11 protein-coding genes are annotated in these 18,033 nt (G+C 60.9%); 7 read left to right on the top strand and 4 right to left on the bottom strand.

All coding sequences use genetic code 11. The annotated features are described in order from the left end of the window. Positions 1–107 precede the first annotated feature (107 nt). The 5 genes from O8B93_RS20415 (at position 108) to O8B93_RS20395 (ending at position 6,526) form a co-directional block, all read left to right on the top strand. Positions 108–1,679 (top strand): Do family serine endopeptidase, encoded by a 1,572-nt coding sequence (locus O8B93_RS20415; RefSeq protein WP_269711716.1) that lies wholly within the window; start codon positions 108–110, stop codon positions 1,677–1,679. 301 nt (positions 1,680–1,980) lie between these two features. Then, complete coding sequence (locus O8B93_RS20410) at positions 1,981–2,739, top strand: response regulator transcription factor (protein WP_269711715.1); 759 nt, start codon at positions 1,981–1,983, stop codon at positions 2,737–2,739. A gap of 9 nt (positions 2,740–2,748) precedes the next feature. After that, positions 2,749–4,158, top strand: coding sequence for a sensor histidine kinase (locus O8B93_RS20405; RefSeq protein ID WP_269711806.1), 1,410 nt, complete (start codon positions 2,749–2,751; stop codon positions 4,156–4,158). Positions 4,159–4,326: 168 nt separating this feature from the next. Continuing rightward, positions 4,327–4,752 (top strand): thiol-disulfide oxidoreductase DCC family protein, encoded by a 426-nt coding sequence (locus O8B93_RS20400; RefSeq protein WP_269711714.1) that lies wholly within the window; start codon positions 4,327–4,329, stop codon positions 4,750–4,752. 61 nt (positions 4,753–4,813) lie between these two features. Next, a complete protein-coding gene (locus tag O8B93_RS20395) occupies positions 4,814–6,526 on the top strand; it encodes a saccharopine dehydrogenase family protein (protein ID WP_269711713.1) in 1,713 nt (570 codons plus the stop codon). 76 nt (positions 6,527–6,602) lie between these two features. On the opposite strand, the gene O8B93_RS20390 is transcribed toward O8B93_RS20395, so the two are convergent. Next, complete coding sequence (locus O8B93_RS20390) at positions 6,603–7,466, bottom strand: MipA/OmpV family protein (RefSeq protein WP_269711712.1); 864 nt, start codon at positions 7,464–7,466, stop codon at positions 6,603–6,605. A gap of 214 nt (positions 7,467–7,680) precedes the next feature. Between O8B93_RS20390 and O8B93_RS20385 the strand changes: the two genes are divergently transcribed. After that, positions 7,681–10,647, top strand: a complete 2,967-nt coding sequence (locus tag O8B93_RS20385) for a bifunctional [glutamine synthetase] adenylyltransferase/[glutamine synthetase]-adenylyl-L-tyrosine phosphorylase (protein WP_269711711.1) — start codon at positions 7,681–7,683, stop codon at positions 10,645–10,647. 230 nt (positions 10,648–10,877) lie between these two features. Here O8B93_RS20385 and O8B93_RS20380 read toward each other — a convergent pair whose 3' ends face one another. The 3 genes from O8B93_RS20380 to pepN form a co-directional block, all read right to left on the bottom strand. Further along, positions 10,878–13,214 (bottom strand): PAS domain-containing sensor histidine kinase, encoded by a 2,337-nt coding sequence (locus O8B93_RS20380; RefSeq protein ID WP_269711710.1) that lies wholly within the window; start codon positions 13,212–13,214, stop codon positions 10,878–10,880. A gap of 223 nt (positions 13,215–13,437) precedes the next feature. Next, a complete protein-coding gene (locus O8B93_RS20375; RefSeq protein WP_269711709.1) occupies positions 13,438–13,758 on the bottom strand; it encodes a carboxymuconolactone decarboxylase family protein in 321 nt (106 codons plus the stop codon). A 134-nt stretch (positions 13,759–13,892) separates the two neighbouring features. After that, a complete protein-coding gene (pepN, locus tag O8B93_RS20370; protein WP_269711708.1) occupies positions 13,893–16,541 on the bottom strand; it encodes an aminopeptidase N in 2,649 nt (882 codons plus the stop codon). A 546-nt stretch (positions 16,542–17,087) separates the two neighbouring features. Here pepN and O8B93_RS20365 point away from each other — a divergent pair. Beyond that, positions 17,088–18,023 (top strand): DMT family transporter, encoded by a 936-nt coding sequence (locus O8B93_RS20365; protein ID WP_269711707.1) that lies wholly within the window; start codon positions 17,088–17,090, stop codon positions 18,021–18,023. The last annotated feature ends 10 nt before the right edge of the window (positions 18,024–18,033 follow it).

Below are 18,033 nucleotides of genomic sequence, written 5' to 3'. Positions count from 1 at the left end.
TTCATTCCTCAGACACTTCGCCGTAAGGTGTTGCCTCCTATATCTTCATCATCCACCGCTTCCCCGGTCACACGGGTTTCAGTCTGAATGAAGAAAGAAGGTACATCATGTCTCATTCGCAAAACGGCCATTCCTCGCTGAAGACGGCCTCGCTGAAGACGGCCCTGAAGGCCACGACTGTTGGCGGCCTCGCCGCGCTGATGCTGTCGACGGGTATCGCCGCACCGATCCTCCACTCCTTTGCTGCCCCCGTCGAAGTGACCGCACCGCAGGTTCCGAGCTTCGCCAATGTGGTTGATGCCGTCTCGCCCGCCGTCGTTTCCGTTCGCGTACAGTCGAACGTGCAGCCGGCTTCCGACGATTCCAGCAACTTCTCCTTCAATTTCGGCGGCCGCGGCCTCGACCAGCTGCCGGATGACCATCCGCTGAAGCGCTTCTTCAAGGAATTCGGTGGCCCCAACCAGGATCGCCCCGACCGTGGTCCGAACCGTCACCGTGACGGCAAGGGTCCGCTGCGCCCGGTCGCTCAAGGCTCCGGCTTCTTCATCTCCGAAGACGGTTATGTCGTCACCAACAACCACGTCGTCGATGACGGTTCCGCCTATACTGTCGTGATGAATGACGGCACCGAACTCGAAGCCAAGCTCGTCGGCCGCGACCCGCGCACCGATCTGGCGCTGCTGAAGGTCGATGTGAACCGCAAGTTCACCTATGTGAAATTCGCCGATGACACCAAGATTCGCGTCGGTGACTGGGTCGTCGCCGTTGGTAACCCCTTCGGCCTTGGCGGTACGGTGACGTCAGGCATCATTTCGGCTCGCGGCCGTGATATCGGCTCTGGCCCCTATGACGACTATCTGCAGATCGACGCTGCCGTGAACCGTGGCAACTCCGGTGGCCCCGCCTTTAACCTGAATGGCGAAGTGGTCGGCATCAACACCGCCATCTTCTCGCCCTCCGGCGGCAATGTCGGCATCGCCTTCGCCATCCCGTCCTCGGTCGCCAAGGATGTGATCGCCGACCTGCAGAAGGACGGCAAGGTCGAGCGCGGTTGGCTCGGTGTGCAGATCCAGCCGGTCAGCAAGGATATCGCCGAATCGCTCGGCCTCTCCGAAGCCAAGGGCGCTCTCGTCGTTTCGCCGCAGTCCGGTTCCCCGGGTGACAAGGCCGGCATCAAGCAGGGTGATATCATCACCGCCGTCAACGGCGATCCCGTCAAGGATGCCCGCGATCTGTCGCGCCGCATCGGTGGCATGGCTCCCAATGCCAAGGTCGAAATCTCGCTGTGGCGCGGCGGCAAGTCTCAGTCGGTAACGGTGACGCTCGGTGATCTCACCAGCGATGAAGCCTCCAAGGCGACGCCAGGCCAGAACGACGACAAGGGCGGCAGCCAGTCCTCCAGCGAGAAGGTGCTGTCCAGCCTCGGCCTGACGGTTTCGCCTTCCGATGACGGCAACGGCCTTGCTATTACCGATGTCGACCCTGATAGCGACGCCGCTGCCCGGGGCCTGAAGACGGGCGAGAAGATCACCTCTGTCAACAACCAGCAGGTGGCCTCCGCAGCCGATATCGAGAAGATCCTCGAGCAGGCCAAGAAGGACGGACGCTCCAAGGCGCTGTTCCAGATCCAGACGGATGACGGCAGCCGCTTCATCGCGCTGGACATCGATCAGGGCTGATAATTTGAAAGGCGATGCCGGTTCCTTTGGGATCCGGCATCACATCTCGCTCTTGAGACGGGGCGGTTGAGTATGGCACGGCGTTGCGGCCCGTTTCTTCTCCCCGCCGGGGAGAAGGTGGCCCGAAGGGTCGGATGAGGGGGCTAGCCGTCTTTTTATCTTGACCCTCACCCCCTCATCCCGCTGCCGCGGACTTCTCCCCGGCGGGGAGAAGAAACAAGCGGCGACCACTCGCTCCATAGGTTATTGCCAATCTTGAAGCGAGATAACGCCATAGGCCTAAGTCTTCGGAGGAAACCTCATGGAAAACAAGGTTCAGGAAATGTCTGTCGCATCTCTTTCCGGTTGTGCGGAAAAGGGCGAGAGCGCTATTGTCCCGCACATGAAGATTCTTGTCATTGAAGACGACCTCGAGGCTGCGGCCTATATGACCAAGGCGTTCCGCGAAGCCGGGATTGTCGCCGATCACGCCAGCGATGGCGAGAGCGGTTTGTTCATGGGCTGTGAGAATGCCTACGACGTGCTGGTGATCGACCGCATGCTGCCGCGCCGCGACGGGCTTTCCGTCATCAGCGAACTGCGCCGCCGCGGTATCGAGACGCCGGTGCTGATCCTTTCCGCGCTGGGCCAGGTGGATGACCGCGTGACCGGTCTGCGCGCCGGGGGCGATGATTACCTGCCGAAACCCTATGCCTTTTCCGAACTGCTCGCCCGCATCGAGGTGCTTGGCCGCCGCAAGGGCAAGCCCGAGCAGGACATGATCTACCGCGTCGGCGATCTCGAGCTCGACCGCCTGTCGCATGATGTCCGCCGCAACGGCAAGGAAATCCTCCTCCAGCCGCGCGAATTCCGGCTGCTGGAATATCTGATGAAGAATGCCGGCCAGGTGGTGACCCGCACCATGCTTCTGGAAAACGTCTGGGATTATCATTTCGACCCGCAGACCAATGTCATCGACGTCCATGTTTCCCGCCTGCGCTCGAAGATCGAGAAGGACTTCGAGAAGCCGCTCTTGAAGACCATTCGCGGCGCCGGTTACATGATGAAGGACGAGGGCTGATTGCCGAAAATGGCCCGCCTCAGAATATTGTTCAGATCGACGGCGGTGCGCCTTTCGGCGCTCTATATCCTGCTCTTCGCACTCTGCGCCGCCTTCCTCGTTTTTTACGTCACCGCCCTCTCCGAACGGCTGCTGAACCAGCAGACGCGCGATGCCGTGTTGCAGGAAGTCTCTGATGTGCAGCGCATCTATAATCGCGGCGGCATCAATCCGCTGCTCAGGATGATGGAGCGCCGCGCCCGCCAGCCGGGCGCGAGCCTTTACATCATCGCCGGCCCGAATGGCGAAATTCTCGCGGGTAACGTCGCCTCCGTGCAGCCCGGCGTCTTCGACAAGGAAGGCTGGACGGGTTTCCCCTTTCGTTACGAGCGTTATTCCGAAAGCGGCGACAGCGTGCAGCATCTCGCCACCGCCAATGTTTTCATGCTGGATAACGGCCTGCGCATCCTGATCGGCCGCGATCTCGGCGAACCCACCAAGTTCCGGGCGCTGGTGCGCAATGCGTTGATGGTGGCGCTTGCGATCATGAGCGGCGGTGCCTTGCTCATCTGGTTCGGCATTGGCCGCAATGCTTTGAAACGCATCGACCGCATGTCGGCGGCAACCAAGAAGATCATGGCCGGCGACCTTTCCCAGCGCCTGCCGCAGGGCCGCTCCGGTGACGAATTCGACCGGCTGTCCGGCTCGCTCAACGCCATGCTCGGCCGCATCGAAAAACTGAACGAGGGCCTGCGCCAGGTCTCCGACAACATCGCCCATGACCTGAAGACGCCGCTGACACGGCTGCGCAACAAGGCGGCCGCCGCCCTCGATGACAATGACGAGACGAAACGGCGCGCCGCCCTTGAAGGCATCATTGCCGAATCCGATCAGCTCATCCGCACCTTCAATGCGCTGCTGATGATTTCCCGCGTTGAGGCAGGCTCGATCGCCGCTGAAATGACCGATGTGGACATGTCGGCGATTGCCGCCGACAGCGCCGAACTTTATGAGCCGGTGGCAGAGGATGCAGGTCTCGCGCTGGAATCGCAGATAGAGCCGGGCCTTTCGGTGCAGGGCAACCGCGAACTGATCGGTCAGGCGCTTTCCAACCTCATCGACAATGCCATGAAATATGCCTGCGAAGGCGAGGGCGACAAAAAACTCGCCGTCCGTCTGGTGAAAGAACCCGAAGCAATCGTGCTCTCCGTTGCCGATAATGGTCCCGGCATTCCCGCCGACAAGCGCGGCGAGGTGCTGAAACGCTTCGTGCGGCTGGATGAGAGCCGTTCCAAGCCGGGCACCGGGCTTGGCCTCTCGCTGGTGGAAGCCGTGATGGAGTTGCACGGCGGATCGCTGGTGCTCTCGGACACGGATGCCAACAATACGGCCTGCCCGGGACTAACCATTTCGATGGTTTTCCCCATTTCAAAGCCCTAAGTCGAGCGATCTGCGATAATTCGCCGATGTTCCCGCAGAAATTCTTCTGCCTTCGGGAAATAACGGTCTTTTGAGATTGAATTGAAAGGCGAACGGAAGAATATTGTAAGTATTATTGCTGAACTTTATTGGTCGGTTGCATCGTAATCGACAAAGGGCGTGTGACGGATGGCAGGTATAATTCCTTCGGCAAACGGCCGGCATCAACCGATCATCCTGTTCGACGCCGAATGTGTACTGTGTTCCGCCAATGCGCAATTCGTGCTGCGGCATGACCGGGCCGGCCATTTCCGGCTGGCCTCCATGCAGGGGGCTGTCGGCACGGAAATCTACCGGCGTTACGGCATGGACCCGAAAAACCCCGCCAGCATGCTGGTTGTCGATGGCGACAGGATGCGGCAGGACAGCGATGCCGTCCTGAGCATCTACGAGGCGCTTGGCATGCCCTGGCGGCTGGTGTCCGTTTTGCGGATCATTCCCGCATTTTTGCGCGATCCCGTCTATCGCTGCTTTGCCCGCAACCGCTACCGCTGGTTCGGAAAGCGCGAACAATGCTGGGTGGCGCCGCCGGAATACCGGGACCGTATCCTTTGAACAAAGTGAGGACCACCCCTTCAGGCGATCCCGGCATCGGCAAAAATGCGATGGCAACGCGATGAAAATATTGATCCTCGGTGGTTATGGCGTGTTCGGCGGCCGGTTGGCGGAATTGCTCGCCGATATCTCCAGCATTGAAATTCTAGTCTGCGGTCGCAGTCTTGCACGGGCACAGGCCTTTTGCGCTGGATGGCACGGAGAGGCGCAACTGCGTCCTCTGAAGCTCGATCGCCGCGATATCGCCGAGGCTTTGCGCATCCATAAGCCCGATCTCGTGGTCGATGCCTCCGGGCCGTTCCAGAATTACGGCGACGCCTGTTACGCCGTGATAGAGGCCTGCATCGACGCTGGCACCGATTATCTCGATTTTGCCGATGCCGCCGATTTCGTTTTCGGGGTAAGCCGGTTCGACGCGCGGGCCAAAGCCGCGGGTATTTTTGTCCTGTCCGGCGTTAGCAGTTTCCCCGTCCTGACCGCGGCAGTCCTGCGCGAGATGGCAAAGACCATGGAGATCGCCATCGTCGAGGGCGGCATAGCGCCATCGCCCTATGCCGGGATCGGTCTCAACGTCATGCGTGCGGTCGTGGGTTATGCCGGTGCGCCGATCAAGCTTTGGCGGCATGGCAGGTTGGCGCACGGCATCGGTCTGGCGGAAAGCATGCGGTTCACCGTGGCCGTGCCCGGCAGGCTGCCGCTGCGCAATATTCATTTTTCGCTGGTCGACGTGCCGGATCTGCAGGTGATCCCGCCCGAACATCCGTCGATGACGGATCTGTGGATGGGTGCCGGCCCGGTTCCGGAATTTCTGCACCGCATGTTGAATCTTCTCGCGAAGGTGAGGGCGCGGTTCGGCCTTCCTTCATTCGCGCCGCTGTCACCGCTCTTTCATGCCGTGCTGAACCGCATGCGCTTTGGCGAACATCGCGGCGGCATGTTCGTTCGCGCAAAGGGCAGGGCGTCGGGCAGGCCGGCGGAGATGAGCTGGCATCTGCTGGCCGAAGGCGATGACGGCCCCTACATTCCCTCCATGGCGATAGAGGCGCTTATCCGCAAGATGCTGCGTGGTGAGCGCCCGCTGCCCGGTGCACGCGCCGGCACTGGCGCACTGGAACTGACGGATTATGACCGGCTCTTTCAAAGCAGAACCATCTTCACGGGGTTTCGCAGAGAAGAACCCGGTGCGCCATTGTTCCGCAGGCTTCTCGGCCCGGCCTTCGATGATTTGCCGTCGTGTGTGCGGGAGCTGCACGACAGCCATGAAGCGCGAGAGTGGCGCGGCGTTGCAGACATACGACGCGGGAAAAGCGTGCTGGCGCGCATGATTTCCGCAGTTCTTCGCTTTCCGCCGGCGGGAAAACGGGTGCCGGTGAGTGTCACGCTGACACCGGAAAAGGGGGCGGAACGCTGGATACGGAATTTCGGCGGCAGACGTTTTTCGTCCATGCTTTCGGCAGGAACGGGCAAGGATCATTATCTGCTGGCGGAGCGCTTCGGTTTGATCACCGTCGCCCTGGCGCTGGTGGTCGATGGTGGTCGGCTGGCTCTCGTTCCACGGCGATGGCACCTTCTTGGTGTGCCGCTGCCCGGCTTTCTTCTGCCGAGGGGCGTGAGCTTCGAGGCCGAAACGGACGGTCGTTTCTGCTTCGACGTCGAAATTTCCTTGCCCTTCGCGGGTCTCGTCGTTGCTTACAAGGGCAATCTTGAACCGGCTGCCGGCTCCATCGGGCATAGCGGTCCCAGTGAAGCGCCTTGCAGCGCTTCACTGGGTTGAGGGATGCGTAAGGGACAGGGACGCTTCCTCAAGGCATCAAGCGACACGACTGGCGCGGATGGCCCGATTTCGCCGCTCAGAATGTGTAGGACATGCCGATCATGGCAAATGGCTGGATATCCTTCTTCGACAGGGGGCTGTCCTTGGCATCACCAATCAGGAAGCCGGCACCACCCATCCCCGTCACCGACCAGTTTTCGGTCATCATGTAGGAGATCGAAGCGGTGGCATCGATGCGCTTGAAACCGGCCTTGACGTCATAGCGGCGCAGGCCGGAGCGGGCGGATTGTGCCGAGGTGACGCCAAAATAGGATTTCATGTGGTTGTCGTCGGCCCAGGTGGCGGAGAGGTCGGCACCGAGGATGAACTGGTCGACCTTGTGCGAAACGCTTGCGCCAATGGTTGCTGTCAGGCCTTCGCTGCCACCGATGGTCTTGTCCACCTTGGCGTAGATTTCGAAGGGGTCGACACTATAGGCCATGACGCCGCCGACCACGCCGCCGGCCTTGATGTCGCCCATACCGCGCAGGTTCTTCCGGTCATCCTTTTCCTTGCGGCCACCTTCCCAGCCACCCTTGATGCCAAGCCTGAAACCGTTCTGGTTCAGGAGATTGACGGTGGCGCCGCTGAAATCGACGTTGAGGAAATCCCCATAGGCCACGGAAACCAGTGGCACGGCGCCGACTTCCAGCTTGTCCGAACCTTCATATTTCGGGGCATAGGCCGCGCCGACGCCGAGCGTGATTTTCCACTCGCTGGAATTGCTGTAGCGGGCATTGTCGAAACCCGCACCTGGATCCGCCATGCGGTCCGATTTGCCGATATCAGCGGCGAGGGCCGGCGTATGGAGCGCCCCGACCATAGGCAGCGCGGCAAGGCAGAGCGCCGCAGCGCGCAGGTTTTTCTGAAATTTCACGTTAAGAATCTTTTTCATGATCATATCCGTTGCAGCGCCAATCCTTCGAAACCGGGGGAGTCGGGTTTCGTTGAGGATGACGCTACGCGGGCATAATTGCGGAGACATTACGCGGTGCCGGTTCTGGTAAAACATCGCCGCAAGCGGTTTTCTGATCGCAAAGCGCCCCGCATTTGTTACAACGCCAGAGAGGCGCGCTGGAGGCTTTGGCGGGTCGGGCTGAAGAGGGAGAGAGACAGTGACGAAACGGGAAACCGTCGAGAGGCGGCTGAGCGAGGTTCCGCCGGGCGTGATCCGCCCCTATACGCAGACGGAACTGAAATCCGTTCTTTCGACGCTGAAGGATATCGGCAAGGCCGAACCGGCGGTGGCCGCGCTGCTGGCCGGCGAAAGCCCGCTGAAGGATTTCATCGCCGCGGCTTTCACCCTGTCGCCCTATCTGCGCGACATGGCGGCGGCGGATGAGGGGCTGCTGACACTGGCGATTTCCAAACCGCTGACGCCGTTGCTGACTGATCTTGTCCGTGACGCGCGCGATAGCTGGAAACCCGGGGAAGAAGGCGGAGTACCCGTCGAAAACGAGGTGATGTCACGGCTGAGGATCGCCAAGCGGCGGCTTTCCTTCGTCGCGGCGCTTGCCGATCTCGCCCGCATCTTCACCGCCCGCGATACGACACGCTGGCTGAGCGACATGGCGGATGCATCGCTCTCCGCCGCCATCGATCACCTGCTGCTTTCCGCCCATGAAAGCGGCAAGCTGAAACTGAAGAACGTGGCCGCGCCGAGTGAAGGTTCCGGCCTGATCGTGCTCGGCATGGGCAAGCTCGGTGCGCGCGAGCTCAACTATTCCTCCGATATCGACGCCGTCGTGTTCTTCGAGCCTTCGGCCGGCATCATGGACGATCCCTATGATGCCACGGAGAATTTCGGCCGCATGATGCGCCGCCTCGTGCGCATCATGCAGGAGCGCACGGCCGATGGTTATGTCTTCCGCACCGATCTCAGGCTGCGGCCCGATCCCGGCTCGACACCGCTCGCCATTCCCGTGGAAGCGGCGCTGCTTTATTACGAGGGCAGGGGACAGAACTGGGAGCGTGCTGCTTATATCAAGGCGCGGCCGGTCGCCGGTGATATCAAGGCGGGCGAAAACTTCCTGCGCGAGTTGACGCCCTTCATCTTCCGCAAATATCTCGATTATGCGGCGATTGCCGATATCCATTCCATCAAGCGGCAGATCCATGCCCATAAGGGCCATGGCGCCATTGCGGTGAAGGGCCACAATGTCAAGCTCGGGCGCGGTGGCATCCGCGAGATTGAGTTCTTCGCCCAGACGCAGCAGCTGATCGCCGGCGGTCGCATGCCGCCGCTGCGCGTGCGCGCGACGGAAGAGGCGCTGGCGGCGCTGACCGAGGCGAAATGGATCGACGCCGAAACCCGCGACAGCCTGACGGAAGCCTATTGGTTCCTGCGCGAGGTGGAACATCGCATCCAGATGGTGCGCGACGAGCAGACCCATGTGCTGCCCGATACCGAAGCCGAATTGAAGCGCATCGCCTTCATGCTCGGTTTCGAGGACACCAAGGCTTTCTCGGAAAAGCTGGAAGAGGTGCTGCGGCTGGTGGAGCGGCGCTATTCGGCGCTGTTCGAGCAGGAAACGAAGCTTTCGGGGGAGGCCGGCAATCTGGTCTTCACCGGCCAGAAGGACGATCCCGATACGCTGAAGACGCTCTCCACGCTCGGTTTTCAGCGGCCGGAGGATATTTCCCGCGTCATCCGCACCTGGCACAATGGCCGTTACCGGGCGACACAATCGGTGGAGGCGCGCGAGCGGCTGACGGAGCTGACGCCGGACCTGCTGCGGGCTTTCGGCGAAAGCAAGCGGGCGGACGAGGCGTTGCTGCGCTTTGATAATTTCCTCTCCGGCCTGCCGGCTGGCATCCAGCTCTTCTCGCTGCTCGGCAACAATCCGGCGCTGCTTGACCTTCTGGTGACGATCATGTCCTCCGCCCCGCGTCTTGCGGAAATCATCGCCGCCCGCCCGCATGTCTTTGATGGCATGCTGGACCCGGCGCTGATGAGCGATGTGCCAACGCGCGAATATCTTGCCCACCGCATGGGCAATTTCCTCTCCAACGCCCGCCATTACGAGGATATTCTCGACCGGCTGCGCATCTTCGCCGCCGAACAGCGTTTCCTCATCGGCGTTCGGTTGCTGACCGGCGCGATCCGCGGCGAGGTCGCCGCCCGCGCCTTCACCCACCTCGCAGACCTTGTGATCGAGGCGGCGCTGAATGCCGTCTTTTCTGAAATGGAGGCGGCGCATGGGCCTTATCCCGGCGGTCGCGTGGCCGTCATGGGCATGGGCAAGCTCGGCTCTTTCGAGCTAACAGCAGGGTCGGATGTCGATCTCATTCTGCTTTACGATTATGACGACACCGCCCAGGAATCCACCGGCGCCAAACCGCTTGATGTCGTGCGTTATTTCACCCGTGTCACCCAGAGATTGATTGCCGCGCTCTCCGCCCCGACGGCCGAGGGCGTGCTCTACGAGGTGGACATGCGGCTGCGGCCGTCCGGCAACAAGGGGCCGGTGGCGACGCGCATTTCCGCCTTCGAGAAATACCAGCGCGAGGAGGCCTGGACCTGGGAGCACATGGCGCTTTCCCGTGCGCGGCTCATCTGCGGGGACGCCTCGTTGGCGGAAGACGCACGCGGTATCATTGCTTCTGTGCTGTCGAAGAAACGCGATGTGACGAAGGTTTCCGCTGATGTGCTGGAGATGCGAAACCTGATCGAGCAGGAGAAGCCGCCGGAGAACATTTGGGACTTCAAGCTCATCAATGGCGGGCTGATCGATCTGGAATTCATCGCGCAATATCTGGCGCTGGTCGCGCCGGTGAAGGGCCTTGCGGCGCACGAACCCGGTCGCAATACGGCCGAGGCCCTGCAGGTGCTGGCCGCGCCTGTGATGGAGCCGCAGGCTTTCGATGACTGCATGGCGGCGATGGGGCTTTACACGGAAATCTCGCAGATCGTGCGGCTGTGCATCGATGGCGCGTTTAATCCGAAGGAAGCGCCGGCCGGATTGATCGATCTTGTGTGCCGGGCGGGGGATTGCCCTGATATTCCGACGCTTGAGGGGGAGGTGAAGCGGTTGTCGAAGGCGGTGCGGAAGGGGTTTGTGGCGGTGGTGAAGAATGGGTGATGTGGGTGGGTGCGGCTTCACCCCCCTCTGTCCTGCCGGACATCTCCCCCTCAAGGGGGGAGATCGGCAAGTGGCAATCGCTCGATCATCTCAAACGTCGCGGATTTGGTGGGGAGCATGCTTCTAGCTGATCTCCCCCCTTGAGGGGGAGATGCCCGGCAGGGCAGAGGGGGGTATCGCCAGCACAACCGCAACTTATTGCAAGGCAGTAAACTCCGCCCAACATCCCCTCAATGCACCATCCCACACCGCCCCGCCGCATGCGGAATGATAATCGTCACCACCGTGCCACGCCCCTCACACGAGCGGATTTTCATCGTGCCGCCATGCAGCTTCACCAGCGAGCGGGAAATCGCAAGTCCGAGGCCGGAGCCGCCCTGGCTCTTGGCATATTGGCTCTGCACCTGTTCAAAGGGCTGACCGATCTTTTGCAAGGCCTGCGCCGGAATGCCGATGCCGGTATCGGCGATGGTGAGGATCATCGCCGCCTCATGCACATGGGTGCGCAGCGCGATGCGGCCGCCGTCGCCCGTGAATTTCACGGCGTTTGACAGAAGATTGAGCATGATCTGCTTCATGGCCCGGCGGTCACCCTGCATGGTCAACCCGGCGCAGACCTTCTGCTGCACGGTGATGTTCTTCTGCTCCGCCTGAATGGCGGTCAAACGCAGCGTTTCCTCGATCAGCGGCGCGAGATCGATGGTCTCGCGGTTGATGCGCATATGGCCCGCTTCAATCTTCGACATGTCGAGAATATCGTTGATGACGTTCAAGAGGTGTTTGCCACTGTCATGGATATCGCGGGCATATTCGGAATATTTCGGCGAACCAACCGGCCCGAACATCTCGTTTTGCAGGATATCGGAAAAGCCGAGAATGGCGTTGAGCGGCGTGCGCAGCTCATGGCTCATATTGGCGAGGAATTCCGATTTCGCCCGGTTGGCGGCCTGGGCGCGCTCTTTTTCGGCAAGGTAATTGGCGTTGGCGTCGGAAAGTTCGGTCTTCTGCCGCTCCAGCTTGTGCTGCGAGGCGGAAAGATCGCCGATGGTCGCCATCAGCCGGCGCTCGGAATCGCGCAGCCGTTCCTGATGCCGCTTCAGAAGCGTGATGTCGGTGCCGACCGAGACGAGGCCGCCATCGCGGGTGCGGCGTTCGTTGATCTGCAGCCAGCGGTCATCGGCCAGCTGCACTTCCGTCGTGCGCGACAGGCCGGACTGGTCCGGATCGGCAACGCGCCGTTCCACGACCGGGCGGGCGGCGGCTGCATAAACCGTGCTTTTTTCCGTGCCGGCCACCAGCACGCTGTCGGGAAGGCCATAAGCCTTCTGGTAATGGATATTGCACATCACGAGGCGATCGTTCTTGTCCCAGAGAACAAAGGCTTCCGAGGTGGATTCGATGGCATCGGCAAGGCGCTGGTCGGCCTCTGCATAACGCTGGGCAAGGCGGTGCTGTTCGGTGACATCCATGGCGATACCGATGACACGCGGACCGTTATTGGTGCGGATGACCTGGGCGCGGGCGCGAAGCCAGACATAATGACCTTTGGAATGACGCATGCGAAAAATCTGGTCGATCTGGCGCAGGGTGCCGCAACCGACGGCGCGGGCAAGCTCATAGAGATTGCCGTCTTCGGAATGCATCATGCGGGCTGCATCGGAAAAGGAAAGCGGCGCGGCCTTCGGCGGCAAGCCCAGGATTTCGTAAAGCGAACCGGACCAGAACATGCGCCGGCTGGAAAGATCGAAATCCCACAGGCCGCAGCGGCCGCGCGACAGCGCCGTTTCCACCCGCAGATTGGATTCGGCGAAAATGTCGTCGGCGTCGCGGGCGCGCTTCACCTGCATGTAATAGGCATAGAGCACGACGAGCAGGATGGAGGAGATGCCGGCAAACAGCGTGACGTTCATGGCGATTTCGCTGCGCCAGAAGGAGCGGATCGGCTGCAGCGAACGCGCCGCGATCACCATCGCGCCGTCATCGCCGAAGGGGATCATCGTCGCATAATGCTGCTGGCCGTCTATATTGGTCTCGATGGTGCCGGGCGCACCGGGGAAACGCTGCACGATGGCGATTTCGGGAAGCAGGGCCGGCAGCGACGTGCCGACATAAAGCGAGGCTTCCTTGCCGGCGCCCGCGAAGATGCGGCCATTGCTGCCGGAGAGCAGCACCATGGTGCCATCGGCAAGACTGCCCGACGGCAAAGCGGCGACAAGGCTCGCCTCGGCGCGGGTGCGATCCTGCGCGGTGAAGATCGTATCATTGTTGAGAAGCGCCGCTTTGGCGGTGAGCGCCGTCAGCGCCGTGGAGTGGCGGGCGGCCTCTTCCATGCGGCCATATTCTGCGGTGATACCCAGTATGCGCGAGGCCGCGACGACAACGAGGAAGGCGAGGATGAGAATGGGGATCAGGCGTTTCAGCAGGGTCTCGACCTGCGGCATCGGGCGGTCGGCGCCATTCATCAAACCCATCAGGTCGCTGGAAAGCCTTTCGCCCCAGGCCGCAAGATCAGAAAATTTGGCATACGGCCGCTCATCGCCCGCAGTCGCCCGCCGCACGTTCGTCATTGTCCCGCCTTGTAGAAGTCCCCACTGATTCGAAGCGCCGCCGCTCGAATATGTCTAATGAATCAAATGCGATTCGCCGTGTCCAGAGGCAAAAGTTAAAAGAATTTTAACCCCTTGAACCGACTCCGTATTTTTTCGGGACGGTTTGATGCTGCTCCGGGAAAAGCGGGTTTCCTGTGCAAAATCAGTGAGCCGGACTCTCAACTCCTGCGGCGAGATACGCTCAGACGCCGTCGAAAGCATCCAGTGCAGGCCCAAGCGCGCCGATCACGCCATTGCCTGCGGCGGGAAGGCCGGTCAGCACCGCGCTGATGATATCGTCACGGCTTGCACCGCGCGCCTTGGCTTCCATCACATGAAAGCCGATGCCGCTTTCCAGGCGCAGTGCGGCCAGAATGCCGATATAGATCAGGCTCTGCGTCTTCACATCCAGTGTGGAGGCCATACCAAGACCCTGAATGGCCTGAAACCATGCCGCCTTGTGGGCCGGGGCATCGCTCATGAAGCGCTGAAACGAAGCGCTGGTCCTCGACATGTCCGTCATCTGCATTCCTTTCTGATTGAGGCCGCTATCGGCCCTTGAGAGCATGATGCGGCCCAATGCAGAACGCCGCCTTGATGGAAATCAAGACGGCGTCATGCGCTATATCAGAATGGCGGTGCAGCCTCGGCGGATGTTTAGCTCTTCAGGATGCGCCCGACAATATCGCTCACATCCGTCGACAGGCCCTTCGCCTCGGCAATGGTCGAAAGCGCGGCTTTCGCGTGTTCCGCCCGGCTTGCCTCCAGCGAACGCCAGGAGCGCATTGAGGTGAGAATGCGGGCGGCAAGTTGCGGATTGCGCTTGTCGATGGCGACGATCTGCTCCGCCAGGAAAAGATAGGCCGCGCCATCCGCACGGTGGAAACCGGTGGGGTTGGAAAAGGCGAGCGTGCCGACCAGCGAACGCACCCGGTTCGGATTGGTGGCGATGAAATGTTTCGATTTCATCAGCGTCTTGATGCGGTCAAGCGCACCGTCGCCGGGAATGGCGGCCTGCAGCGAGAACCACTTGTCGAGGACGAGCGCATTGTCGGCAAAGCGCGTTTCGAAGGCGGCAAGTGCTTCCTTCGTCTCGGCGCTGTCAGGGAAACGCTGCGTCAGGACACTCAGCGCATGCGCGAGATCGGTCATGTTGGTGGCGTCGGCATAGGCCTTCGCCGCCCGCTCCGGTGTTCCCTCGGCAAAAGCGAGGAAGCTCAGAGCGCCGTTTCGCAGCGAACGGCGTCCGGCGCTGTCGGCGTCTGGACTGTAGGCCTCGCCATTGGCAGCGCTGTCGGCAAGGCGCCGCAGCGTTTCGAGGCCGGCCGTGGCAATCGCCGTGATGGTGGCGTTGCGCGCCTTGTGGATGGCGTCGGGATCGGTGTTGCCGCCGAGTTCGCGGGCGATATCCGTCTCGCTCGGCAGGGCCAGCGCCTGCGCCCGGAATGCCGGTTCCAGCGCGTCGTTACCGATGATCTCGATGAGCGTGGCGGAGAGGGCCGCATCCGTGCGGATTTCTTCGCCATTCTGCACCGCCCTGGTGGCGGCAATCAGCGCCGGCAGGGCAAGATCGGTCAGCGCCTGGAAACGGGCGAACATGTCGGTTTCATGCCGGGCGATCTGTACCAGATCGGCAGCATTCTGTTCGAAATCCAGATTGATCGGTGCCGAGAAGCTGCGATTGATCGACAGCACCGGCCGCGAGGAAATGCCGGAGAAGGAGAAGGTCTGGTTGCGTTCGGTCAGATGCAGCACGCCATCGCGATACTCGCCGCCTTCGACGGCCTGCGGCTCGGCGATCTGGCCGTTATCGAGGATCAACGCCAGCGATAGCGGAATGTGGCGCGGCTGCTTCACCGGCTGGCCGGGCGTTGGCGCCACGGTCTGTTCCAGCGTCAGCTTGAAGGCGGCATTGCCGGCATCATAAGCGCAGGAGACGGAGACGAGCGGCGTGCCGGCTTCCGTGTACCACAGCGAAAACTGCGACAGATCGCGGCCGCTGGCATCGGCAAAGCTCTTGACGAAATCCTCGACGGTTGCCGCGTCGCCGTCATGGCGCTCGAAATAGAGGTCCATGCCCTTCTTGAAGTCTTCAGCGCCGAGGATCGTGGCGATCATGCGGGTGACTTCGGCGCCCTTTTCATAAACGGTCGTTGTGTAGAAATTGTTGATTTCGCGGTAGCTATCCGGGCGTGGCGGATGCGCCAGCGGGCCGGAATCCTCCGGAAACTGCTCCGACTTCAGATGCCGCACATCGGCAATACGCTTGACCGGGCGCGAGCGCATGTCCGAAGAAAATTCCTGATCGCGATAGACCGTCAGGCCTTCCTTCAGGCAGAGCTGGAACCAGTCGCGGCAGGTGATGCGGTTGCCCGTCCAGTTGTGGAAATATTCATGCGCGATGATGCGCTCGATATTGGCGTAGTCAGCGTCAGATGCGGTTTCCGGGTCGGCCAGCACGAATTTGTCGTTGAAGACGTTGAGACCCTTGTTCTCCATCGCGCCCATGTTGAAATCGGACACGGCGACGATCATGAAGATATCGAGGTCGTATTCGCGGCCGAAGCGTTCTTCGTCCCACTTCATCGAACGTTTCAGCGCATCCATGGCATAGGCCGCGCGCGGCTCCTTGCCGTGCTCGACGTAAATCTTCAGGGCCACTTCGCGACCGGACATGGTGGTGAACGTGTCTTCCACCACGCCGAGATCGCCGGCGACAAGCGCGAAGAGATAGCTCGGTTTTGGGTGCGGATCGAACCAGGCCGCGAAATGGCGGCCCTCGTCGTAATTGCCGCCGCCGAGGAAGTTGCCGTTTGAGAGCAGCAGCGGATTGCCTTCCTTCGCCGCGATGATCGTCACCGTATAGGGCGCCAGAACATCCGGGCGGTCGGGGAAATAGGTGATGCGGCGGAAACCTTCCGCCTCGCATTGCGTGCAATAAACGCCATTGGTGCGGTAAAGCCCCATCAGCTGCGTATTGACCTGCGGATTGATGTAATTGGTAACACAGATCTCGAAGGGAGATTCGGCCGGCAGGTCGCGGATGGTCAGGCTATCAGGTGTTGCCTCATATTGGTCGGCGGGAAGCTCCATCTGGTCGAGCAGCAGGCTGGAAAGCGTCAGCTCGTCGCCATCGAGAACCAGCGGGGCCTGACTGTCGGCGCCTTCACGACGGTGGAAAATCAGACGGGCTTCGACCTTTGTGTTCTTGGGGTCGAGTTCGAAGGTGAGATCCACCCGCTCCAGAACGAAATCGGTGGGGCGGTAATCTGCCAGGTGAACGATCTGGCCCGTGTCTGTTCGCATGACTATCCCTGAATAACTTGGCGTGGTCTCCCGGCATCATGTCGTCATAAGGCCCGGATGTAAAATGGGTAGAATATTCGTCACGTTCATGTGTGCGTCGGAGGACGTTCTGTCCCGCCATGGAAGGCTTGCCGGCCGTGCAGACGATCCTCCCGCCGCCGGACCCACGGACCATCGCAGCAAATGTTGAACGATTGCTGAAATTATATTTTATTTTCTTCAAATTTTAGCGCGCGTCGCTTTTGGTCTGGTTCTTTCGCCGCGCCGGGCTGGATCCGGCATCCGGCCGATGCGCCTTTGCGCGGCGGCGTGAGTGTCTTCAGCCGGGGACCCGGGCTGGCCCGAGGCCGGAATGACGGAAGGGAAGGCGACGGCCTTGAACAATCTCTCACCAGATCAACCGAATTCATGGGTAAATAATATTTTTTGTTGTAAAGCCGCCGGGGAATGCTCTAGCCTTGCGTAAATCCAATTCCCCTGCGTCGTCCTCCCCGCATGAAAAATCCCCTGATGGCGTGTTTGCGCAGCCGATATGAGTAACTGCCGATGAACGCCGAACCGACCAATCCCTTTCGCGGGATCAGCATGAAGCTGGTTTCGGTCGGCTTTTTTCTGGTCATGCAGACCTGTATCAAGACCGCCGGCGACGTGCCGGCCGGCCAGATCACCTTCTTCCGCTCCGCCTTCGCCATTATCCCGATCGTCGTCTATCTCGCCTGGCTGCATGCGCTGGCAAGCGCGCTGCACACAAACAATCTCCTTGGCCATTTCAAGCGCGGTTTTCTCGGCATTCTCTCCATGGCCTGCGGTTTTTACGGGCTGACCATGCTGCCGCTGCCGGAATTCATCGCCATCGGTTATGCCTCGCCGCTGCTCGCCGTCGTTTTTGCCGCCTTCATCCTGCATGAAAAAGTGCGCATCTATCGCTGGAGCGCGGTCTTCGTCGGCATGATGGGCGTGCTGGTCATTCTGTGGCCAAAAATGACGCTTCTGAGGGAAGGCGGCTTTGCCGCAGGCGAGGGGCTGGGCGCCATTGCCGTTTTGTGCGGCGCGGCGCTGGGCGGCTTGGCGATGATCCAGGTGCGGCAACTGGTGGAAACGGAAAAGACGCCGACCATCGTGCTTTATTTTTCGCTGACCGCCACTTTGTTATCGCTCATCAGCGTGCCTTTCGGCTGGAGCGCGCTGACGCTGACGCAGGCCATGCTTTTGATCACCAGTGGCATCTGCGGCGGCGTCGCACAGATTTTCCTGACGGAGAGCTATCGCCACGCCGAAGTCTCCGTCATCGCGCCCTTCGAATACAGTTCCATCATCTTCGGAATCGCGGTTTCCTACATTCTGTTCGGCGATATTCCCACGGTGACGATGCTGATCGGCACGGCGATCGTCATCCTCGCCGGCATCTTCATCATCTTTCGCGAGCATCAGCTGGGGCTGGCGAGACGCGCGGCGCGCAAGGCTTCGACGCCGCAGGGGTGATGGACATTTC

This window comes from Martinezella rhizogenes, from assembly GCF_027460065.1.
GTDB classification, from domain to species: domain Bacteria; phylum Pseudomonadota; class Alphaproteobacteria; order Rhizobiales; family Rhizobiaceae; genus Agrobacterium; species Agrobacterium rhizogenes_C.
Note: the sequence above shows the minus strand (reverse complement) of the source record. Positions and strands in the feature narration are given on the sequence as shown.